Annotated in this window: 15 protein-coding genes, 22 tRNA genes and 1 pseudogene; 8 read left to right on the forward strand and 30 right to left on the reverse strand. The window is 41.4% G+C overall.

All coding sequences use genetic code 11. From position 1 onward, the window contains the following. Positions 1–201: 201 nt before the first annotated feature. Entirely contained in the window at positions 202–1,407 is a 1,206-nt protein-coding gene (locus MWM02_RS16270; protein WP_064550748.1) for a S8 family peptidase, read from the forward strand. Positions 1,408–1,990: 583 nt separating this feature from the next. Here MWM02_RS16270 and MWM02_RS16275 read toward each other — a convergent pair. Both MWM02_RS16275 and MWM02_RS16280 read right to left on the reverse strand, forming a co-directional pair. Next, positions 1,991–2,233 carry a helix-turn-helix domain-containing protein gene (locus MWM02_RS16275; RefSeq protein ID WP_064550747.1) on the reverse strand — a complete coding sequence of 81 codons (243 nt, stop codon included), beginning with the start codon at positions 2,231–2,233 and terminating at the stop codon, positions 1,991–1,993. 513 nt (positions 2,234–2,746) lie between these two features. Next, the gene (locus tag MWM02_RS16280; RefSeq protein WP_064550746.1) at positions 2,747–3,151 is read right to left on the reverse strand and encodes a helix-turn-helix domain-containing protein; all 405 of its coding nucleotides are present in this window, start codon (positions 3,149–3,151) and stop codon (positions 2,747–2,749) included. A 488-nt stretch (positions 3,152–3,639) separates the two neighbouring features. On the opposite strand from MWM02_RS16280, the gene MWM02_RS16285 reads away from it, so the two are divergent. Continuing rightward, positions 3,640–3,735: a YjcZ family sporulation protein gene (locus MWM02_RS16285; RefSeq protein WP_081260216.1), complete on the forward strand. Its 96-nt coding sequence runs from the start codon at positions 3,640–3,642 to the stop codon at positions 3,733–3,735. 462 nt (positions 3,736–4,197) lie between these two features. Further along, positions 4,198–4,842, forward strand: coding sequence for a cupin domain-containing protein (locus tag MWM02_RS16290; protein ID WP_244402454.1), 645 nt, complete (start codon positions 4,198–4,200; stop codon positions 4,840–4,842). A 351-nt stretch (positions 4,843–5,193) separates the two neighbouring features. Here the strand turns inward: MWM02_RS16290 and MWM02_RS16295 are convergent, their stop codons facing one another. Both MWM02_RS16295 and MWM02_RS19435 read right to left on the reverse strand, forming a co-directional pair. Next, the gene (locus MWM02_RS16295; protein WP_064550744.1) at positions 5,194–5,505 is read right to left on the reverse strand and encodes a hypothetical protein; all 312 of its coding nucleotides are present in this window, start codon (positions 5,503–5,505) and stop codon (positions 5,194–5,196) included. 128 nt (positions 5,506–5,633) lie between these two features. Continuing rightward, positions 5,634–5,762, reverse strand: a complete 129-nt coding sequence (locus MWM02_RS19435; RefSeq protein ID WP_256462194.1) for a hypothetical protein — start codon at positions 5,760–5,762, stop codon at positions 5,634–5,636. 1,129 nt (positions 5,763–6,891) lie between these two features. On the opposite strand from MWM02_RS19435, the gene MWM02_RS16300 reads away from it, so the two are divergent. The 4 genes from MWM02_RS16300 to MWM02_RS16310 all read left to right on the forward strand — a co-directional run bounded on the left by MWM02_RS16300 (position 6,892) and on the right by MWM02_RS16310 (position 10,304). After that, positions 6,892–7,104, forward strand: a complete 213-nt coding sequence (locus MWM02_RS16300; RefSeq protein ID WP_244402455.1) for a helix-turn-helix domain-containing protein — start codon at positions 6,892–6,894, stop codon at positions 7,102–7,104. Between the two features lie 148 nt (positions 7,105–7,252). Beyond that, positions 7,253–7,447, forward strand: coding sequence for a helix-turn-helix domain-containing protein (locus MWM02_RS19715; RefSeq protein WP_198401550.1), 195 nt, complete (start codon positions 7,253–7,255; stop codon positions 7,445–7,447). Positions 7,448–7,658: 211 nt separating this feature from the next. Continuing rightward, positions 7,659–7,820, forward strand: coding sequence for a hypothetical protein (locus MWM02_RS16305; RefSeq protein ID WP_157778145.1), 162 nt, complete (start codon positions 7,659–7,661; stop codon positions 7,818–7,820). A 1,035-nt stretch (positions 7,821–8,855) separates the two neighbouring features. Then, on the forward strand, positions 8,856–10,304 hold the full coding sequence (locus tag MWM02_RS16310) for a recombinase family protein (RefSeq protein ID WP_064550740.1): 1,449 nt from the start codon (positions 8,856–8,858) through the stop codon (positions 10,302–10,304). 65 nt (positions 10,305–10,369) lie between these two features. Here the strand turns inward: MWM02_RS16310 and MWM02_RS16315 are convergent. The 4 genes and pseudogenes from MWM02_RS16315 to queG form a co-directional block, all read right to left on the reverse strand. Then, positions 10,370–10,792: pseudogene (locus MWM02_RS16315) on the reverse strand (protein prkA); the annotation flags it as partial. 321 nt (positions 10,793–11,113) lie between these two features. Next, entirely contained in the window at positions 11,114–11,587 is a 474-nt protein-coding gene (gene trmL / locus MWM02_RS16320) for a tRNA (uridine(34)/cytosine(34)/5-carboxymethylaminomethyluridine(34)-2'-O)-methyltransferase TrmL (RefSeq protein WP_064550739.1), read from the reverse strand. A gap of 25 nt (positions 11,588–11,612) precedes the next feature. Continuing rightward, entirely contained in the window at positions 11,613–12,479 is an 867-nt protein-coding gene (locus MWM02_RS16325) for an amidase domain-containing protein (RefSeq protein ID WP_244402456.1), read from the reverse strand. Positions 12,480–12,511: 32 nt separating this feature from the next. Then, the gene (gene queG / locus MWM02_RS16330) at positions 12,512–13,681 is read right to left on the reverse strand and encodes a tRNA epoxyqueuosine(34) reductase QueG (protein ID WP_244402457.1); all 1,170 of its coding nucleotides are present in this window, start codon (positions 13,679–13,681) and stop codon (positions 12,512–12,514) included. Between the two features lie 71 nt (positions 13,682–13,752). On the opposite strand from queG, the gene MWM02_RS16335 reads away from it, so the two are divergent. Continuing rightward, a complete protein-coding gene (locus tag MWM02_RS16335) occupies positions 13,753–14,415 on the forward strand; it encodes a B3/B4 domain-containing protein (protein ID WP_244402458.1) in 663 nt (220 codons plus the stop codon). Positions 14,416–14,483: 68 nt separating this feature from the next. Here the strand turns inward: MWM02_RS16335 and MWM02_RS16340 are convergent. The 22 genes from MWM02_RS16340 to MWM02_RS16445 form a co-directional block, all read right to left on the reverse strand. Beyond that, positions 14,484–14,557: transfer RNA gene (locus MWM02_RS16340), tRNA-Gly, on the reverse strand. 343 nt (positions 14,558–14,900) lie between these two features. Next, positions 14,901–14,972: transfer RNA gene (locus MWM02_RS16345), tRNA-Glu, on the reverse strand. A 9-nt stretch (positions 14,973–14,981) separates the two neighbouring features. Beyond that, a tRNA-Ser gene (locus tag MWM02_RS16350) sits at positions 14,982–15,074 on the reverse strand. A gap of 3 nt (positions 15,075–15,077) precedes the next feature. Then, a tRNA-Asn gene (locus MWM02_RS16355) sits at positions 15,078–15,152 on the reverse strand. Positions 15,153–15,312: 160 nt separating this feature from the next. Then, positions 15,313–15,389, reverse strand: a tRNA-Ile gene (locus tag MWM02_RS16360). A gap of 5 nt (positions 15,390–15,394) precedes the next feature. Continuing rightward, positions 15,395–15,465: transfer RNA gene (locus MWM02_RS16365), tRNA-Gly, on the reverse strand. Positions 15,466–15,473: 8 nt separating this feature from the next. Further along, positions 15,474–15,546 (reverse strand) — tRNA-His (locus MWM02_RS16370). A gap of 9 nt (positions 15,547–15,555) precedes the next feature. Next, positions 15,556–15,631, reverse strand: a tRNA-Thr gene (locus MWM02_RS16375). A gap of 121 nt (positions 15,632–15,752) precedes the next feature. Continuing rightward, a tRNA-Phe gene (locus MWM02_RS16380) sits at positions 15,753–15,825 on the reverse strand. Between the two features lie 190 nt (positions 15,826–16,015). Beyond that, positions 16,016–16,091: transfer RNA gene (locus MWM02_RS16385), tRNA-Asp, on the reverse strand. 4 nt (positions 16,092–16,095) lie between these two features. After that, positions 16,096–16,172, reverse strand: a tRNA-Met gene (locus tag MWM02_RS16390). A gap of 40 nt (positions 16,173–16,212) precedes the next feature. Next, positions 16,213–16,305, reverse strand: a tRNA-Ser gene (locus MWM02_RS16395). Positions 16,306–16,321: 16 nt separating this feature from the next. After that, a tRNA-Ile gene (locus tag MWM02_RS16400) sits at positions 16,322–16,398 on the reverse strand. A gap of 9 nt (positions 16,399–16,407) precedes the next feature. Further along, positions 16,408–16,481 (reverse strand) — tRNA-Met (locus tag MWM02_RS16405). 16 nt (positions 16,482–16,497) lie between these two features. After that, positions 16,498–16,573, reverse strand: a tRNA-Ala gene (locus MWM02_RS16410). Between the two features lie 14 nt (positions 16,574–16,587). Next, positions 16,588–16,661: transfer RNA gene (locus MWM02_RS16415), tRNA-Pro, on the reverse strand. 6 nt (positions 16,662–16,667) lie between these two features. Further along, positions 16,668–16,741: transfer RNA gene (locus MWM02_RS16420), tRNA-Arg, on the reverse strand. Positions 16,742–16,744: 3 nt separating this feature from the next. Next, positions 16,745–16,830: transfer RNA gene (locus tag MWM02_RS16425), tRNA-Leu, on the reverse strand. Positions 16,831–16,836: 6 nt separating this feature from the next. After that, a tRNA-Gly gene (locus MWM02_RS16430) sits at positions 16,837–16,911 on the reverse strand. A gap of 15 nt (positions 16,912–16,926) precedes the next feature. After that, positions 16,927–17,008, reverse strand: a tRNA-Leu gene (locus MWM02_RS16435). A gap of 10 nt (positions 17,009–17,018) precedes the next feature. Then, positions 17,019–17,091, reverse strand: a tRNA-Lys gene (locus tag MWM02_RS16440). 156 nt (positions 17,092–17,247) lie between these two features. Continuing rightward, a tRNA-Thr gene (locus MWM02_RS16445) sits at positions 17,248–17,320 on the reverse strand. Positions 17,321–17,375 lie beyond the last annotated feature (55 nt).

Here is a 17,375-nt window from a genome sequence, read left to right on the forward strand (position 1 = left end):
GGAAAATAACAACCAATGTATCAGCAATGTTTTAGCATGCTACGATTAAATATCTAAGAATCCCCAATTAAATACCATTATTTTACAAAATTATATTATATTAAAATAAATGTCGAGATTTTTGAGAAAAAATTTTTCATTCCTCCCCCTTCCTCAACGTAAAATTAATACCGCAATTCCATTTAAAGGGGGAATATTTCCATGAAGTTTAAAGCGATTGTTAGTTTATCCCTCGCTGTTTCCATGTCACTTTTTCCATTCCTTGTGGAAGCAGCCTCTAATGATGGGGTAGAATCTCCAAAAACCGTTTCCGAAATTAACGTGTCTCATGAAAAAGGAGCATATGTCCAGGGAGAAGTCATTGTCCAATTCAAAGAACAAGTAAATGCTGAAGAAAAGGCAAAGGCATTAAAAGAAGTTGGGGCAACGGCGGTTCCAGATAATGATCGAGTTAAATCTAAATTTAATGTACTAAAAGTAGGAAATGTGGAAGCTGTTGTGAAAGCATTAAATAATAACCCGTTAGTAGAATACGCAGAGCCAAACTATTTATTTAATGCAGCTTGGACTCCAAATGATACGTACTATCAGGGTTATCAATATGGTCCACAAAATACGTATACCGACTATGCTTGGGATGTTACAAAAGGCAGTAGCGGTCAAGAGATTGCTGTTATTGATACAGGTGTAGATTATACACATCCTGATTTAGATGGAAAAGTCATCAAAGGATATGATTTCGTAGATAATGATTACGACCCAATGGATTTGAATAATCATGGTACGCACGTAGCTGGAATAGCAGCTGCGGAAACAAACAATGCTACAGGTATTGCCGGCATGGCCCCAAACACAAGAATTTTGGCTGTGCGCGCTTTAGATCGAAATGGCAGTGGTACTCTAAGTGATATTGCCGATGCGATCATTTATGCTGCTGATTCAGGCGCTGAAGTCATTAACCTGTCACTTGGTTGTGATTGTCATACAACCACATTGGAGAATGCTGTAAACTATGCATGGAATAAGGGTTCTGTAGTAGTTGCCGCAGCCGGAAATAATGGATCCTCTACAACATTTGAACCGGCTTCTTATGAAAATGTAATTGCAGTTGGCGCAGTAGATCAATATGATCGGTTAGCATCATTCTCGAACTATGGAACATGGGTAGATGTCGTAGCTCCAGGTGTAGACATTGTCTCAACTATTACTGGTAACCGATATGCCTATATGTCGGGCACTTCCATGGCATCCCCTCATGTAGCCGGTCTTGCAGCCTTACTAGCGAGTCAAGGACGGAATAACATAGAAATTCGTCAAGCCATCGAGCAAACAGCAGACAAAATCTCCGGAACTGGAACATACTTCAAATATGGAAGAATCAATTCTTATAATGCTGTAACATATTAAATAGATTTAAATAACGACACCGTGCCAACGCCAAGGGCACGGTGTCTTAATTCAAGCTTTTTGGAAAATCACGACATACAAATTATGTAAGAAAGCTTATTCTCCCATAGGAATTGAAGAGGAAAACCAATATTATTCTTTTATCTCAGCAAAAATAAAAAAACTGCCAAATGGCAGACTCTAACTAACTATTTTTTGCTTCCTTCTTTCTGCTGCAGGATGAATCGATAAAATGCTACTCAATTTAAAGATTCTCCGTTGTTTTCTTAAGGCGCAAAAGGCTTTGATATGTGCATCTCCTACAGCCTCTAGGATAAATACCCCTTTAAACTCCATTTGCCACAATCGCTTAGATAAATTATTTTAGTCGGTTTTTGGCTCTCTAAAGCGTTCAGAAGCAATCCTATTATAGTTATTTCCCCTTTTATTTACATTATAAAAGAATTTATGTCCGCTTTTACAATAAAAACAGGAACAAATGTATGTTTTTATTTTTATTTATATATAAAAAATCTCCTTCTAAATGACAGGGGAATAATAAAAGCTGGGGTGCGTTTATAATCTCCCAGCTTTTAAATTACCTTCATTCATAAGGTCGGTATTTTTTTCGTGCTTTTCGTAACTCCGCTTGTAGCCGTTCAATGTCTGTTCGTAAAAATAAACTTTCACTTTTTAAGCGTTTTATTGGCTTTAGCTTTTCTGCACTCACCAGTGCATGAAGCCGCTGTCGTGTAACATTTAAAATTTCTTTCACCTCCGAAGTGGTGAGGACCTCATTTCGAATGAAGTCCTCAACTTCTTGCCGGGAATTAAGATGGTATTGCACTTTTTCACCTCCTGCTCATTTGCGGATGCGCTCAATTAAGCGATCAATAAGCGTCCAAGTCCAAAGCACAAGGGCTACTAACAATGCGATGTCTAGGTGCCTAGATGACGAAAGCTGGCTGTAATTAGAAACGTAATGGCGATGATCGCAATTAAGACATTAAGGATGACCTTTGACATTTGTATTGGGAAATGATATGATTTTTATTGTAGAAGCCCTTCCCGAAAGTTGGGCTTCCGTTTGTGGTTATTTGTGACGTTTCTTCTTTGATCGTCGCTTTTTATTTTTCTTTTTTCTATCCAAGATAAATCTTGATGCTGGCGTTGCCGCCGCCATGCTCATGATTTTCTCGACGATATCGAGTATTTTTATCATCTCCCTTTGTTCGTCTCCTTTTATTATACCTAATCTATTTACCTTAGTAAATAGATTTTATAAAAAATTTTTTCTTTTTATAAAAATAAAACGACATTCAGACGATTTAAACTTTTTTCACCCGCTCTTTTTGACGCTCTAAAAAAGCATATTCCATGCTTTCAGTCCGACGATTCCGTGTGCAACAAGCCCTTTCCGCTCTTGATACGCTTTTACCGCAGCCTCAGTTTGTTTACCGAAGATGCCGTCTCTCTTGATTGTTAGCTCTCGTTGGACTCTCTCAACACCTTTTCCACGTGATCCAATTTTCATGAATTGCCGGGATAGGTTCATGTAGTTGATTACGTCCATTTTAAACTCCATGGAGTAATTTGTATACATTTTTTGAAATGCTTCGGATCCATGTTCTCTGTACTTCATCACCCATTTTTTTAACATCGATACACTGACATTATGCTTTTGTGCGGTTACCTGAAAGGAATCTCCCCCTTCAAGATAAGCCCTCACCGCAGCTAATTTTGTTTCTAAACTGTATTTAGTCATATAAAAACTGCACCTCCAATGGTTAATTGTGTCTAACAATTGGGGTGCAGTTCAAAGACTGGTCCTTTTTCTTTCGTGAAATATCAACACTAATATTTAATTTTAAATTTCGCCATTGCTTTATCCATGCTATCTTGATTTACACCAATGTAACCAAAGGTTATGCCAAAAGCTCCTGGAGCATGGCTACGTAAATGCCCGTGATTTGATGCGATAATACTTACGCTCGCTCATGCCGAAATCATTATAAATTTCGTAATCATATACACCGTCTTCCGTCATACAACGCCGGATAAAGATCGCACGTTCCCAAAATCCTTTTTGCTGTTCATGCCCAAATCAAAAGCTACTGCACGCTTTCACCGTCCGTGTTAACAAAATGCCAAACTGATTCATCATTTTTTTATTACCTGTACTACTTGCCTTATAACAGGCTCGCTATGTTTTACATAGGATGTACTATCCTTTTAAAACAGGAGGGTTACAAAATGTCAGATGGCTTTAGATCTAACTTTGCTTTAGTTGTTGTGCTGTTTATCCTTTTAATTATTGTTGGATGCAGCTGTTTCTTTGGCGGTTACTAATCCAGAATCCGTTTAAAAGTTTGATGGGATGGGTCATATCGATCTATCCTTTTTTGTTTATTTGATAGCTAATTTCATAAAAAGAGCTCTAATTGTTCATTAAACTTGATCTCTAATTATTCCGAGTGCTCTTCCTTTATCGGCTTCGCTTCGCCATAACGCAATATCCCCATTGCAAAGCCCTCATGTGCTTTTTTCATATTCCAATCACCTTTTCCTATTGATTGAGTCGAGAACTAAACAAACATAATTTTTATTTACATCATCTTTTAAAAAATTTTGCGAGCTTTGCTCGATTTCTTTTTTCTAAATAACTTCTTCAAGAAATTCAATTTTCCGTCTCCTTTGCTTCGTGCTTCGCAATATCTTCGAACTGCACACCGCACACCAAATTAACTGTAAGTTCATAACATACCTATAAAGTTTGTTTTTATAGCTAATGTAAAGAGGTGAAGAGAATTTATGGCTTCACATATGGATGGCACACCTCCATCCCCTCAATACACTTTCGATGTAAATAAAAGCTCCCTGTTTAAAAAAGATAACAACAACTATATTAACGTATTAGGTGTGAAACAGTTGAATACACTGGAAAATGTGTCTCTGTTAGACATTTTCCTAAGTGCTAATAATGTCATAGAACCACACTATCACCCAAATGCAGCCGAGCTAGTCTACTGTATTTCTGGCGCTGCTACTGTATCGATGCTGAACCCATTTACAAAACAAATTCTCAGTTATTCTATTACACCCGGACAAGTGGCAAACATTCCAAGAAGTTGGTGGCATTATGAAGTAGCTAAAGTTGATAACACTCACCTTTTGGCAATTTTTGATGCGCCAACTCCAGAAGTGATTTTAGGTTCAGACATCTTAAAATTTACTCCGGCAAATATCATATCGCATACCTATTGTCTCGATGAAAATCAATGGAAACAAGCAATTGCACCGGTCCAACCCACCACTTATATAGGTCCATATAAGAATTGCAACAGAGCAAAAGAAAATATACCTCATCAATATTTAAATCAACAGCTACAATATATTCAGCAATACCAACATCCCCCTTACGTCCTTCAGTACCAGCAATATTGGGGCTATAGATAAACAAGTTCAACTATCTGTGGAAAATCCATATCTTTTTTGGGTCACAGTTTGGCCTACTATGAAACGCAATGTTTATTTTATTTTCTTCTTTTCCAAGGCAATTTGCCGGCACTCTGAAACACTTAGGGCGTATACAAGTGCGGTGTGAATCATTTGGAAATCGCCGTTTTCTTTTATGGTGAACTCCACCTCAAATGGCATATTTTCGCCTATGAAGCATACGATATAGTAGGTGCTTCATTTCCTCCTTTCATATGACGTGTTGAATACCGCCTTTCTTTTTCAACTGCCAAAGCTTGTTGTAGATAGATTTTTTGTCCCGATCCAATTTTTCCGCAAGCTGATCAATTGTCAAAATGTGTTGATGATGCCATCAGTAAAACTTTTCTTCGCTGGACCATTTCTCTTTTTGTTTTCTGCTTCTAAAACGGCGATAGGTTTCTCCACTAACATGGATAACAGCTGGCGCATTTGCTTGCCGAATTTGCTTTGTGCTGCAAGTGATGATACGATAAGCTGAAATCGAGCAAACGGGCTTAAACAATGATGGCAGTAAGCGTTTAGCTTGCTGCTTTTTCTTTTTTCGAACCGCTGGTGAAGTTCTGCCTTGACAGCTAATTCTAACGCCATCAGCAGCGTTGATTGTTCCGCAGCTTCGCGCAAACTTCCCTAGCCTTTGCCGCTTTCGGCAACCTGCTTGCTGAAAGTACCGCGTACATTACCCCACTCCTTATTCCTTAATTTTTCGCGCAAATGAGTAGGTGCTTCATTTCCTTCCTTTCTGCCGCCAGTTAGCTTGCTTTTCCTTTATTAGCTGCTTCCTTTTGCTGGCGTTTGCGTTCTTTTACGATGCGTTTTGCGTCTTCTACGAAGCACAATAGAAATTTTTTAGCTTGCTCAACAGTCAGGTTGATCTTCATATAAACTCTCTCCTTTTTTGGGTTTAGGGATATATATGCTTTCAAGGCAAGGTAGTATTAGTAGACTAACAGGTCGGCATTCTATCTGCCCTTATGGATACCCGCCAGCTAATGTATTATTACAAAAGTCCAATTGGTCCAATGTACATCAAATACGTAAATAAATTTATTAATTATCAATGGTATCGGATATGGACACTATCAATCCCAAACACAGCTGCTGACGACGCAATTTGCCATGCAACTGGCTGCTTTGAGTGCGATAAATTAGACGCTCAATTCCTGATGTTCCAGCTGATATTGCAGAATGGAAAAAGGTTTAGACTATAGCCCTTTGATCTTAACGACTGATCGAGCCATTGGCTGCGTAAATAGCGTTCTGATCAGCTGTTTCACCTTTCTCTAAAGCCGTTCTGGAAGTCCAAATGCTTTTGGATCACGTTGTTAATCGATGCGATTATTCGATCAGCCGCTGTTTGCTGCGGCTGCTGCTTTTTCAAGACGAGAAACGTGCGCTTCTAATTCCGAAAGACGTTGTTCGAGATTCATTTCGTCACTTCTTTATGCATTTCAATCATTGGCAGCAAATCAGCGAGAAAGCTTTCCCTCACAGTGATATGCTCGGCACGCTTAACACCGAGAACAAAACGAATGAGTGTGTATAAAAGCCTTGCCGGTATTTACGCTTGCTTGTTCATCGAAACATTAGACAAGAAAATCGTCAATTCGTTCCAATGCATGCGCGCCTGGAGCTGTGACAATTCTTTTAACACGTCTTTCCGAATTTGCTGGTGTAATTTTTCATATTCAGCTTGCGTGAGCGGAATCTCTCCCCTTCTTTAGTAGTTCATTGATCGATACGCCTAGGGCACAGCGCTTAATTTTCCATTTCGTCAAAAATCTGCTCGATTGGTATTTTAAAACTTCGGAAACGATGACTATATCGACCGGAAAATTAACTCTCCCTTTTTCAAGATAGTAATCATTAGGGCTTTCGTATCCTAGTAAATCAGCCATCTCTTCCAACGAGATATATTCTTGCTTTACAAAGTTTTTTATCTTATCTACTTTTTTGGCAAAAAATATATTTTTACCGTTTTGGCAAAATCGCTTTTTACCATATTGGTAAATGCTAAAATTAGTGAAAAGAATCATAACTAAAAAAGGTGTTAACCCATGGATATTTATAGGAAAACGCCTAAATGACTTAAGAGAAAAGTTTGACTACTCCCAAAAGCAAGTCGCTGAAGCTATTGGTATTTCCAATGTGCAATTATCTAGATACGAATCAGGGATCGAAACCTTGAGCCAATTGCGGCTTTTGCTGATTTTTATGGTGTAACCACTGACTATATCCTTGGAAGAACAGACAATCCTACAGGTTATGCTATTGATACAGCGACTTATAAATTGTTTGGTTATAAAGTTAAAAATCCCGATGAACTAGAGATGCAAGTAGATAAGATGAACATTGGCAAACTATTAAATATTTGCGTGAATCCAAAAACATTTCCGCTCGCCAGCTGGCTGAAAAAGTTCAATTAGACCCTTCACAAATTTCGAAAATTGAAACTGGAAAAAGCAATCCATCGCTAGATTCTTTAGAACGCATTTGTGACGCTCTCGGTATTTCACTGTCCGAATTGTTTGCTGACCTATCCGAACTCCCGCCCGATCTCCTTTAGCTCGTTCAAGTTGCAAAGAAACTCACCCAGAGGAGAGACGGAACATAACCGGAATGATTCAAACGATTTTAGAAACACATCCACAATCCATTGTTATACCAGCAAGCTCGGTTAAGGGAGAACTTAGATATAAGGTAGTTAGAACACTTCGATGAATCATCTAACATTAATAAAAAGGCGCAGCTCAATCCCTTCTGAAAGGATGATGAATATGGAATCGACCCTTAACCAAATTCTTGAAAAACTGACGTACATTCAATCGGAGCTTGACACCATCAAAACAAACATGGCGACAAAGGAAGATCTCTCTACCATTCAACAAGCCGTCCTTGAAACAAATAACATCGTCAAAAGCATTGAACTCATCGGGTAAAGTAACGGAAGATTTTCCTCTTTCAAATGTAAACGGAAGGAGGAAAATATGAATCACAAGCCTCACACAGTTTCTGAAGTTTTTGCAGCCACCAAACGAAAAAGAACCAAACTATTGCAGCAAAAAACAAAAACCACGCAAGAAAAATAATGGTTATTTAGAGCCTCTTGAGGATAATAGGATAGATTTTGAAAAACAACAAAACGACACAAAGATCTTGGTGTAGAAATGCCTGATAATACTACAAAACAGGACTGATCCGTTTTAATCAGTAGATATTTAGAAAATGACAGTGACCTTTAGCAACGCAATGGCATTGCTGGTCTTTTAATTCGAGTTTTTATTCAATAAAAATCCTTTTATAAAGGGATTTTTTCTTTTTATCGCTAAACCGAACATTAGTTCTATCACATCCCTAAGAAAGGAATAATACAGAGCTACGCCGCTACCATACGGCTGCGTTGAAGGATTGACAAAATTTTTAAGAGCCTAAATATTTTTCGACAAAGTGGGATTAATCCGTTAACAATTTCTGAAGTATTTTCCTTCGCGAAAAGCCGTTTCCCTCAACCCATCCAGTCGTGGGGCGCTTTCATTGTATTGCCATTGATTCACGTCTATCAAAAAAGGAGAAACGAGAAGCTTTTTTATGAGTTATGCTATTTCCTCCGGCACGTCGGTGTGCAGAGCATGATGCAGGAGGCTTTTCGAGAGCTACGGACGGGACACAAATAATTTTACTAAATACGCTGCTATTCCCTTTCATATGTTGAGATGAGATTCATTGACTGGCACGAGCAATACATAATCAAGCATATGTCCAATATGTTGAGAGTAACGCCAGAGTTGTGCGAAGAACGTTTAGCACAGATCAGAAACCGCATATTAGTTATGACGGTCGAGCAATGGGTGAGATATTGTACCAGAAGCCACCCATCTTTGAGACACACAGATCGGTATGCTTAGAGAAAAAGAATTCCTTTTTAGGAAAGTATGTCCTACCCGATGAATACACTATAACAAGGAGGCAGACTGATGAGATGCGTAATGTATCGTCGGGTAAGTACTGATATGCAAAAAGAAGAAGGATTCTCCTTAGAAGCACAAAAAATGCGGCTAGAAGCGTTTGCGCTTTCGCAAGGCTGGACGATTGTCGATGACTATTGTGATGATGGCTATTCAGCCAAAAACATGGACCGCCCAGCTTTGCAGCGACTAATAAAGGATATGCAGCAAAAGAAATTCGATGTCGTCATTGTTTATCGCTTGGACCGACTTGTTCGTTCGGTCCTCGATCTCCATAAATTGCTTAAAATCATGCAAAAATACGATGTGATGTTCAAATCTGCCACGGAGTCATTTGAAACGACAACAGCGAACGGACGCCTTTTCATTACTATCGTTGCCACAATCGCAGAATGGGAACGGGAAACCATAGCAGAGCGCGTCTTCGAAAATATGCTTGAACGTTCCAAAACAGGGCAGAGAAACGGCGCTCCTGCCCCATACGGGTATGATTTGATTGATGGAGAGCTGCGCATTAACCTGGAAGAAGCCAAATGGGTGCGTTTTATCTTTGAAAAATACAAAACACACGGCTCACAAAACATCGCAAAGCAGCTTAATAAGCAAGGTGTAAAAACGAAAAAAGGAGAAATGTGGAGCGACTTTGCCGTTCGCTATGTTCTGCGCAATCCGATTTACGCCGGCTATATTCGCTGGAACTATCGCAGTATATCAAAACAAAAACTTGGTGGGCAGCCCGTAATCACACCAATCAAACAAGAAAATTTCGTGCCTATCATTTCAGAAGAAACGTTCCGAGAAGTACAGGAACTTTTGCAAAATCGTTACAATATGGCATTTCGTTCGGGCAACCATTACCCTTTTTCCGGCGTCGTCCGCTGCGCCAAATGCGGAAAGTCATTTACAGGAGCTCAAAGAAAACGGAAATCTGGAGGCGTATATCGCTACTATAAATGCCAAGGTCGCTTCAAATTTGGCAACTGCGATGTGCAAACTATCGCCGAAGAAGCGATCGAACAGGTATTTTTGGAAGCACTTCATATTCCGGAAAAACTAGAACTCGAAGTCGAAACGAATGAATTGGAAAAAGAATTAGACTCTGACTTCATTGAAAAACAACTTCAAAAACTGAAAGGGCGAAAAGAACGCATCAAAGAACTCTACATCACAGGAGAAATCCCCAAAGACGAATACAACAAACGAATGCAAGAGATTGCAGTTCAGGAAATGGAATTATATGAACTTCTAAACGAGTACGAAGAAGAAGCTTCACTTGAAGAAATCAAAACGGTGTTAGAAAATATTAAAAAAGAATGGCACAACCTAAGCTATGAAGCGAAAAAGTACGCCATTCATTCTTTGTTTGAATACATCACGATTGAAGTCGTCGAACCGACGAAAATGGGAAAATATCCAAAACCGCCGAAGCTTAAAATTACAGACTACCGCTTCCGATAGCATATCGCAATGAAAAAGAGCTGCCATTTAGCAGCTCTTTTGTAGTTTACTTATCATATGTATGCTTCCTCGTGCATCGGGCATCCTTTAATCGCATATACGGCGCCGCGATCCGTCAACGAATATGCTTCTAATCCCCGTTTTAACAGCGTTACAAGCGTTGACTTCCCGCCTCCAACAGGTCCCATCAGCAACAAAATACGTTTGCGCACATCAAGCCGCTTTGCCGCCGGATGAAAATACTCTTCCACTAAACGTTCTAACGCCTCTTCTAATCCAAATAACTGATTACTGAAAAATTTATATCGTTTTCTTCCATTTACTACTTCGATTCCAGCATCTTTAATCATATTATAAACGCGTGAGTGTGCGGACTGAGCAATCCATGGCTTTTCTTTTAAAATCTCTAAATACTCTGCGAACGTACCTTCCCATTTTAGCCGTTCCTCTTCTTCCCGATATTGCGCAATTTTCTTTAAAATATCCATAAAGGACCTCCTTATCCTTGATGTCTTAACAACGAGATTATTACAATGTATGCAAGGATGTCCCGTATCATTCATTGCAAAAAAAATTTGTCTGTTTGTTGCGATAATGCTTGCCATTCACAACATTCGTCATATCCGCTATAATGAGAAGGTGGGACAAACATTTCGCAAAGGAGGAAGCGGCATGCGTACACTGCTTGTATTAGGCGTGATCATCGCCTTCTTAACTGCAATCTTTACGGCTGGCTACGAAGATAAACCAGGTGTAAAAAATTAATGCATAAAAACGACCTCCTTTTCAGAAGGTCGTTTTTATTGTTATTAAAATAAACCGTTAAATTTTTGTTGGCGCAACGCTTCATACACTAAAATAGCGGCGGTATTTGACAGATTTAATGAACGAACTTTATCATTCATCGGAATGCGCAGACAGCGGTCCATATTCGCTTCAAGCAAATCTTTTGGCAATCCTGTCGTTTCACGCCCAAACACAAAAAAAAGATCTTTTTTGGTATCACTAAAATCGAAGGAATCATAATATTTTTTGCCAAACTTCGTGATAAAGTAAAACTCTCCGTGCGGGTATCGCTCAAATAACTCATCTAGCGAATCGTAATAAGAAATATTGACATACGGCCAATAGTCCAGCCCCGCTCGCTTTAACATTTTATCATCTGTGGAAAAACCGAGCGGACGAATCAAATGAAGCGCTGTATCTGTCGCTGCGCAAGTACGTGCAATGTTCCCCGTATTTGCTGGAATTTCCGGTTGATATAATACTACATGTAGTGGCATATCGATTCACCTCAAAACAACATTGTTACTTTCGATCAATAATATGAAAAAACTTATAGCGAATATTAGGCGTGTACGCTGTAGAATCTTCATACGACCAATAGCGCATGCGGCTATTCGTTGTATGAGCGTTCACTAACGGCATTCCGTTCGCATCCTTCGCCACGACAATCGTTGAGTGGTCAAAGCGGCCGTCTCCTTGAAAATCATAACAAATAATATCTCCAGCCATCAACTGTTCTGGTGATGACACTTCAATCGTTTGCAAGCCGACGCGTGTTCCGCTTAAGTACCAACGGAAAGAATGGGCCACTGCCCAACTATAGCTCCAATTGTTATTTTTGCACCACCAGCCTTTTGCGCGATTCGGATATCCAGTCATCGGTGCTCCACCTGCGTACACACATTGGGAAACAAAATTCGTGCAATTCACTTCAAACCGCGGAAACGCTGGATTGTAGCTGTTCCACCACGTTTCGGCATAACGCACCGCCCTTGCCCGATCATATTCATAGGAAATCCTTTCATCCACTAACATCTCTCGTTCTAAACGAAGGTGAGCCGTCCCCGGTTCTACGGCGGTCACTTTTTCATCCTTCACCAGTTCTCCACGTTCAAAATGCGCTCTTCTTTCCTCTACCTGTTCCTCTACGTACATCTCAGCGCCATGCTTTACTAAAAACTGATAATGCGCCAAATAAATGATCTTTCCCTCTTTTTCCATTACGCGTTTACTTATAATTTGGCTGTTAATCGCGCAGCGAACAATTTCTGCACCTCGTCTCTCGAATAACCGGCGTTTCCTTTCCACCGCTTCTTCTACATTGCGTCCGTCTTTAGACACGAAAAGTTGCGCTCTTTTTTCTAATAAACGTTGCAGCTGTTTTTTCACAATCGCTCACCACTTTCTTTTTTGCTACTACTTTACGTGGCAGGCGAGCGATTTTTTCCCTTTTCTTCATTCGAACGCAATAACTGCAATCCCTTTTGTATTTCGGAAAGGACTTCCCGATCTTTTTCCGTCCTGCTTGCTTCCTCCAAATCGGGAACTACGCGCGTATCGCCTATTTTTCCGAGCGCCCACGCTGCCGTTCCGCGAATGACAGGACGGCTATCTTCCTTTAATAGCTTTAGCAAATGGGGAACTGCAGTTTTGTCTTTATAATGCGCTAACGCTAAAATCGCATTTCGTTGAATCGGTTTTTTCCCGCGCCATGCCCCGGCGAGCGAACCAAACTTTTCTTTAAACTCTCGATTGCTTATATGCAAAAGCGGAATTAATTTTGGCTTCACCACTTCAGGGTCTGGCTCCATTTCTGGATGAAGATGAAAGTCCTTTCCTTTATTTTCAGGACAAACCATTTGGCACGTATCACACCCATATAACCGGTTTCCAATTTTATCGCGAAATTCATCGGCTAAAAAACCTTTTGTTTGTGTTAAAAATGAGATGCATCGCTGGGCATTCAACTGTCCCCCTTGCACAAGCGCTCCCGTCGGACAAGCATCGATGCACTTCGTACACGTTCCGCAACGGCTCTCAATAGGTTCATCGGGAGGAAACGGAATGTTGGTGATCATTTCTCCTAAATAAACATAAGAACCAAACTCTGGAGTAATAATAGAACAATTTTTTCCACTCCAGCCGATACCAGCACGTTCAGCAACAGCGCGGTCTGCCAATTCCCCCGTATCCACCATTGATTTTACTTTAGCATGGGGAACCCTCTCTAAAATAAATGCTTCTAACTTTCCAAGACGTTCTCGTAAAACGTCATGATAATCCTTGCCCCATGACGCTCTGCAAAAGATCCCTCTTCTTTCCATTTTTGTGCCACGCGGAGCATTTTTCATTTTAGACGGATATGCCAAGGCAATCGCAATAATGGATTTTGCCTCTGGCAAAAGCAGCGAAGGATTCGTTCTTTTCTCAACATCCTGTTCTTCAAATCCTGATTGATATCCTAACTCTTGCTGGCGCCGAAGCCGTTCCTTTAACTCGACAAATGGATCAGCGCTAGCAAATCCAATTTTATCAATACCGATCGTTTTGCTATATTCAATAATTTCTTTTTTCAACGCTGCCGCATCCATCGTTTTCCCTCCTTTCGCCAAAGTTCTGAATTTATGTTACAATAAAGGAAAATTTGTGAGGTGAAAAAGCTATGGACATTGCTGTTTCCAAAGCGATAAAACTGACCATTCCTGAATTTAAAATAGGTGTGATACTTTATCATCATATCGTCGTCGATGATTCTCCGCAAATGTTAAAAGGGAAACTCCAATTATTTCAAGAATCTATTTATTTTGATTTACAGGAAACCGCTGTTGCCGACATTCCCGAACTAGCAGAATGGCGCAGAATCTTTAAAGCAATCGGCACAGATCCGAGCAGATATCGTCCTTCATCGGAAAGCTTATACCGGCGTATTCAAAAGAAAAGTTTTATCCCGACTATCCACTCGGCAGCTGACGTGAACAATTTCTTTTCCCTATATTATAAAATTCCGATTGGCATTTATGACTTGGATAAATTGGAAGGGCCGGTTGCCGTTGAGATTGGAACGGATCAAGATGAGTATATCGCCATCAATGGACGCGCTGTCAACTTTTCCCGCAAACTCGTATCAAAGGACATTCATGGGCCGTTTGGCAGCCCAATTGTTGATTCGCAGCGGACAGCTGTCACAAAAGACACGAAAAACGCCATGCAAATTGTATATTTATTACCATCCATGACACAAGACCAATGCAAAAAACTGCTGCAGTCGATGCAAAACATGTTCTTGCAAATTCACGGGGGAAACGCTACGTTTCAAATTGTATAAAAAATAAAAACGCAATGCCTCGTTCTTTTTAGAAACGAAACACTGCGTTGTACCCAAATATTGATTGATGGAGCGGGTGATGGGAATCGAACCCACGACATCAGCTTGGAAGGCTGAGGTTTTACCGCTAAACTACACCCGCACATTATTTTTTAAACTGTACACATCCGAAGCTATCCTGTCATTTCCTCTACCAGCTGCTAAAAGAAGTCAAAGCGTCGAGGCAACTTGCAGCAGATTCATCACGTTTTGCACAACCGCTGTTTCACTACTAAACTGCATCCGGCTTATGGGATTTTTGCTTCCACTACAAAACCAAGTTTACCTACAAAGTCAATTAATTTAACATCATTGATTATAGCAAAGGATCTATTATATTGCAACTATAATACGAAAAAATTCGACAAATTTCGCTTTTCATATTGGAACACACCATACTAATCAATAAATAAAAGAATAAAAGCACCAGTTTCCCGGTGCTTCTATGACCCGTACGGGATTCGAACCCGTGTTACCGCCGTGAAAGGGCGGTGTCTTAACCACTTGACCAACGGGCCACATTTCGATGGCGGAGAAGGCGGGATTTGAACCCGCGCGCCGCAAAACTGCGACCTAACGGTTTAGCAAACCGTCCCCTTCAGCCACTTGGGTACTTCTCCGTATGGCTCCGCAAGTAGGATTCGAACCTACGACCTACCGGTTAACAGCCGGTTGCTCTACCGCTGAGCTATTGCGGAATAAACTAAAACTTATATCAACCTGTCTCTTCTCCGACTAGCACCACCAAAGTAATGAACGTATTGAAGTGACTCAAAGAGAAGGAACAGGATCAAATATGCAAGGATGAAGGAAAACCTTCTAGCTATAGTTTAACTCACAATCAAATAATATGCAATATGGTGGGCCTAAGTGGACTTGAACCACCGACCTCACGCTTATCAGGCGTGCGCTCTAACCAGCTGAGCTATAGGCCCAAGAAAGCGGGTGATGGGAATCGAACCCACGACATCAGCTTGGAAGGCTGAGGTTTTACCACTAAACTACACCCGCATGCCAAGGGCGACTAGTGGGAATCGAACCCACGCATGCCAGAGCCACAATCTGGTGCGTTAACCACTTCGCCATAGTCGCCACAATCTGTGGTGCCGGCTGCAGGACTTGAACCCGCAACCTACTGATTACAAGTCAGTTGCTCTACCAATTGAGCTAAGCCGGCATAAACGATTGGGTTATACTCAAAATCGTCAAATTTTTTATGTGTTATCCCTTTCAATACTGTAATAAGAATGAATGACAAAAAATCGTAATTTCAAACTGATCGCAAAAGAATCTAAAGGTGGCTCGGGACGGAATCGAACCGCCGACACAAGGATTTTCAGTCCTTTGCTCTACCGACTGAGCTACCGAGCCGTATGCATTTTCAAACTTTTATACGTTGGCTCTTCCACTATTAGCAAATTCAAAAGCGGCAAATGCATCAAAACAACTCGCAATCAATACTTTTATCCATTTCAAGAATATCGGATGCATCGGAACAGCTCACAACGGATTCGTGGAAGCTTAGGTTCATTGCTGCCAAGCCATTTTTAATCACTTACTGTGGCGGTCCCGACGGGGATCGAACCCGCGATCTCCTGCGTGACAGGCAGGCATGTGAACCACTACACTACGGGACCAATATGGTTGCGGGGGCAGGATTTGAACCTGCGACCTTCGGGTTATGAGCCCGACGAGCTACCGGACTGCTCCACCCCGCGGCGATAGCAACAAATATATCCATATATCACATATCACATGTGGCGGAGGAGGAGGGATTCGAACCCCCGCGCGCCTTGCGGCGCCTCTCGGTTTTCAAGACCGACCCCTTCAGCCAGACTTGGGTACTCCTCCATCACAATAAAGAATATGGTGGACCTTGTAGGACTCGAACCTACGACCGGACGGTTATGAGCCGTCTGCTCTAACCAGCTGAGCTAAAGGTCCATCACACAATGGCGGCGGGGGGGATCGAACCCCCGACCTCACGGGTATGAACCGTACGCTCTAGCCAGCTGAGCTACGCCGCCATAAACTAAATTGCAATGGTGGAGCCTATCGGGATCGAACCGATGACCTCCTGCGTGCAAAGCAGGCGCTCTCCCAGCTGAGCTAAGGCCCCCTCTTTTCTCTAAATCGGGAAGACAGGATTCGAACCTGCGACCCCATGGTCCCAAACCATGTGCTCTACCAAGCTGAGCTACTTCCCGTAATGACGCGCTCGAGAGGATTCGAACCCCTAACCTTCTGATCCGTAGTCAGATGCTCTATCCAATTGAGCTACGAGCGCACATGCCGAGGGCCGGACTCGAACCGGCACGGTAGTTACCTACCCCAGGATTTTAAGTCCTGTGCGTCTGCCAATTCCGCCACCCCGGCGGTTACTGGAGCGGAAGACGGGACTCGAACCCGCGACCCCCACCTTGGCAAGGTGGTGTTCTACCACTGAACTACTTCCGCAGCTTCAATATGAAGTGCGGGTGGAGGGACTTGAACCCCCACGCCGTAAGGCGCCAGATCCTAAGTCTGGTGCGTCTGCCAATTCCGCCACACCCGCAACTGAAGAGTGAGCCATGGAGGATTCGAACCTCCGACCCTCTGATTAAAAGTCAGATGCTCTACCTACTGAGCTAATGGCTCATATGGCAAACAAAAACAATCGTCATTCTCCGTTGTCTCTTCCTCTTTATGCATATTCAACGATGCTAAACGTTTCAGGACAACTCGCAGCAGATCATGGAAGTGTAGGCTTATTGTTTTCTATTGTGTTAATGGTAAACATTAACATTATTACAATGCCGGCTGCAGGACTTGAACCCGCAACCTACTGATTACAAGTCAGTTGCTCTACCAATTGAGCTAAGCCGGCATAAACATCAATTGTTTCTATAATTATTTCCGTGTTCCTTATTCAACAGGATTCC

Origin of the sequence: Parageobacillus sp. KH3-4 (assembly GCF_022846435.1) — a bacterium.
Lineage (GTDB): Bacteria > Bacillota > Bacilli > Bacillales > Anoxybacillaceae > Parageobacillus > Parageobacillus thermoglucosidasius_A.

Bases quoted from the DNA above. Each gene is read 5' to 3' on its own strand.
- MWM02_RS16270 (WP_064550748.1), top strand. From the start codon at position 202: ATGAAGTTTAAAGCGATTGTTAGTTTATCCCTCGCTGTTTCCATGTCA.
- MWM02_RS16280 (WP_064550746.1), bottom strand. From the start codon at position 3,151: ATGACTAAATACAGTTTAGAAACAAAATTAGCTGCGGTGAGGGCTTAT.
- MWM02_RS16285 (WP_081260216.1), top strand. From the start codon at position 3,640: ATGTCAGATGGCTTTAGATCTAACTTTGCTTTAGTTGTTGTGCTGTTT.
- MWM02_RS16290 (WP_244402454.1), top strand. From the start codon at position 4,198: ATGGCTTCACATATGGATGGCACACCTCCATCCCCTCAATACACTTTC.
- MWM02_RS19435 (WP_256462194.1), bottom strand. From the start codon at position 5,762: ATGAAGATCAACCTGACTGTTGAGCAAGCTAAAAAATTTCTATTGTGC.
- MWM02_RS16300 (WP_244402455.1), top strand. From the start codon at position 6,892: ATGCTAAAATTAGTGAAAAGAATCATAACTAAAAAAGGTGTTAACCCA.
- MWM02_RS16305 (WP_157778145.1), top strand. From the start codon at position 7,659: ATGGAATCGACCCTTAACCAAATTCTTGAAAAACTGACGTACATTCAA.
- MWM02_RS16310 (WP_064550740.1), top strand. From the start codon at position 8,856: ATGAGATGCGTAATGTATCGTCGGGTAAGTACTGATATGCAAAAAGAA.
- trmL (WP_064550739.1), bottom strand. From the start codon at position 11,587: ATGCCACTACATGTAGTATTATATCAACCGGAAATTCCAGCAAATACG.
- queG (WP_244402457.1), bottom strand. From the start codon at position 13,681: ATGGATGCGGCAGCGTTGAAAAAAGAAATTATTGAATATAGCAAAACG.
- MWM02_RS16335 (WP_244402458.1), top strand. From the start codon at position 13,753: ATGGACATTGCTGTTTCCAAAGCGATAAAACTGACCATTCCTGAATTT.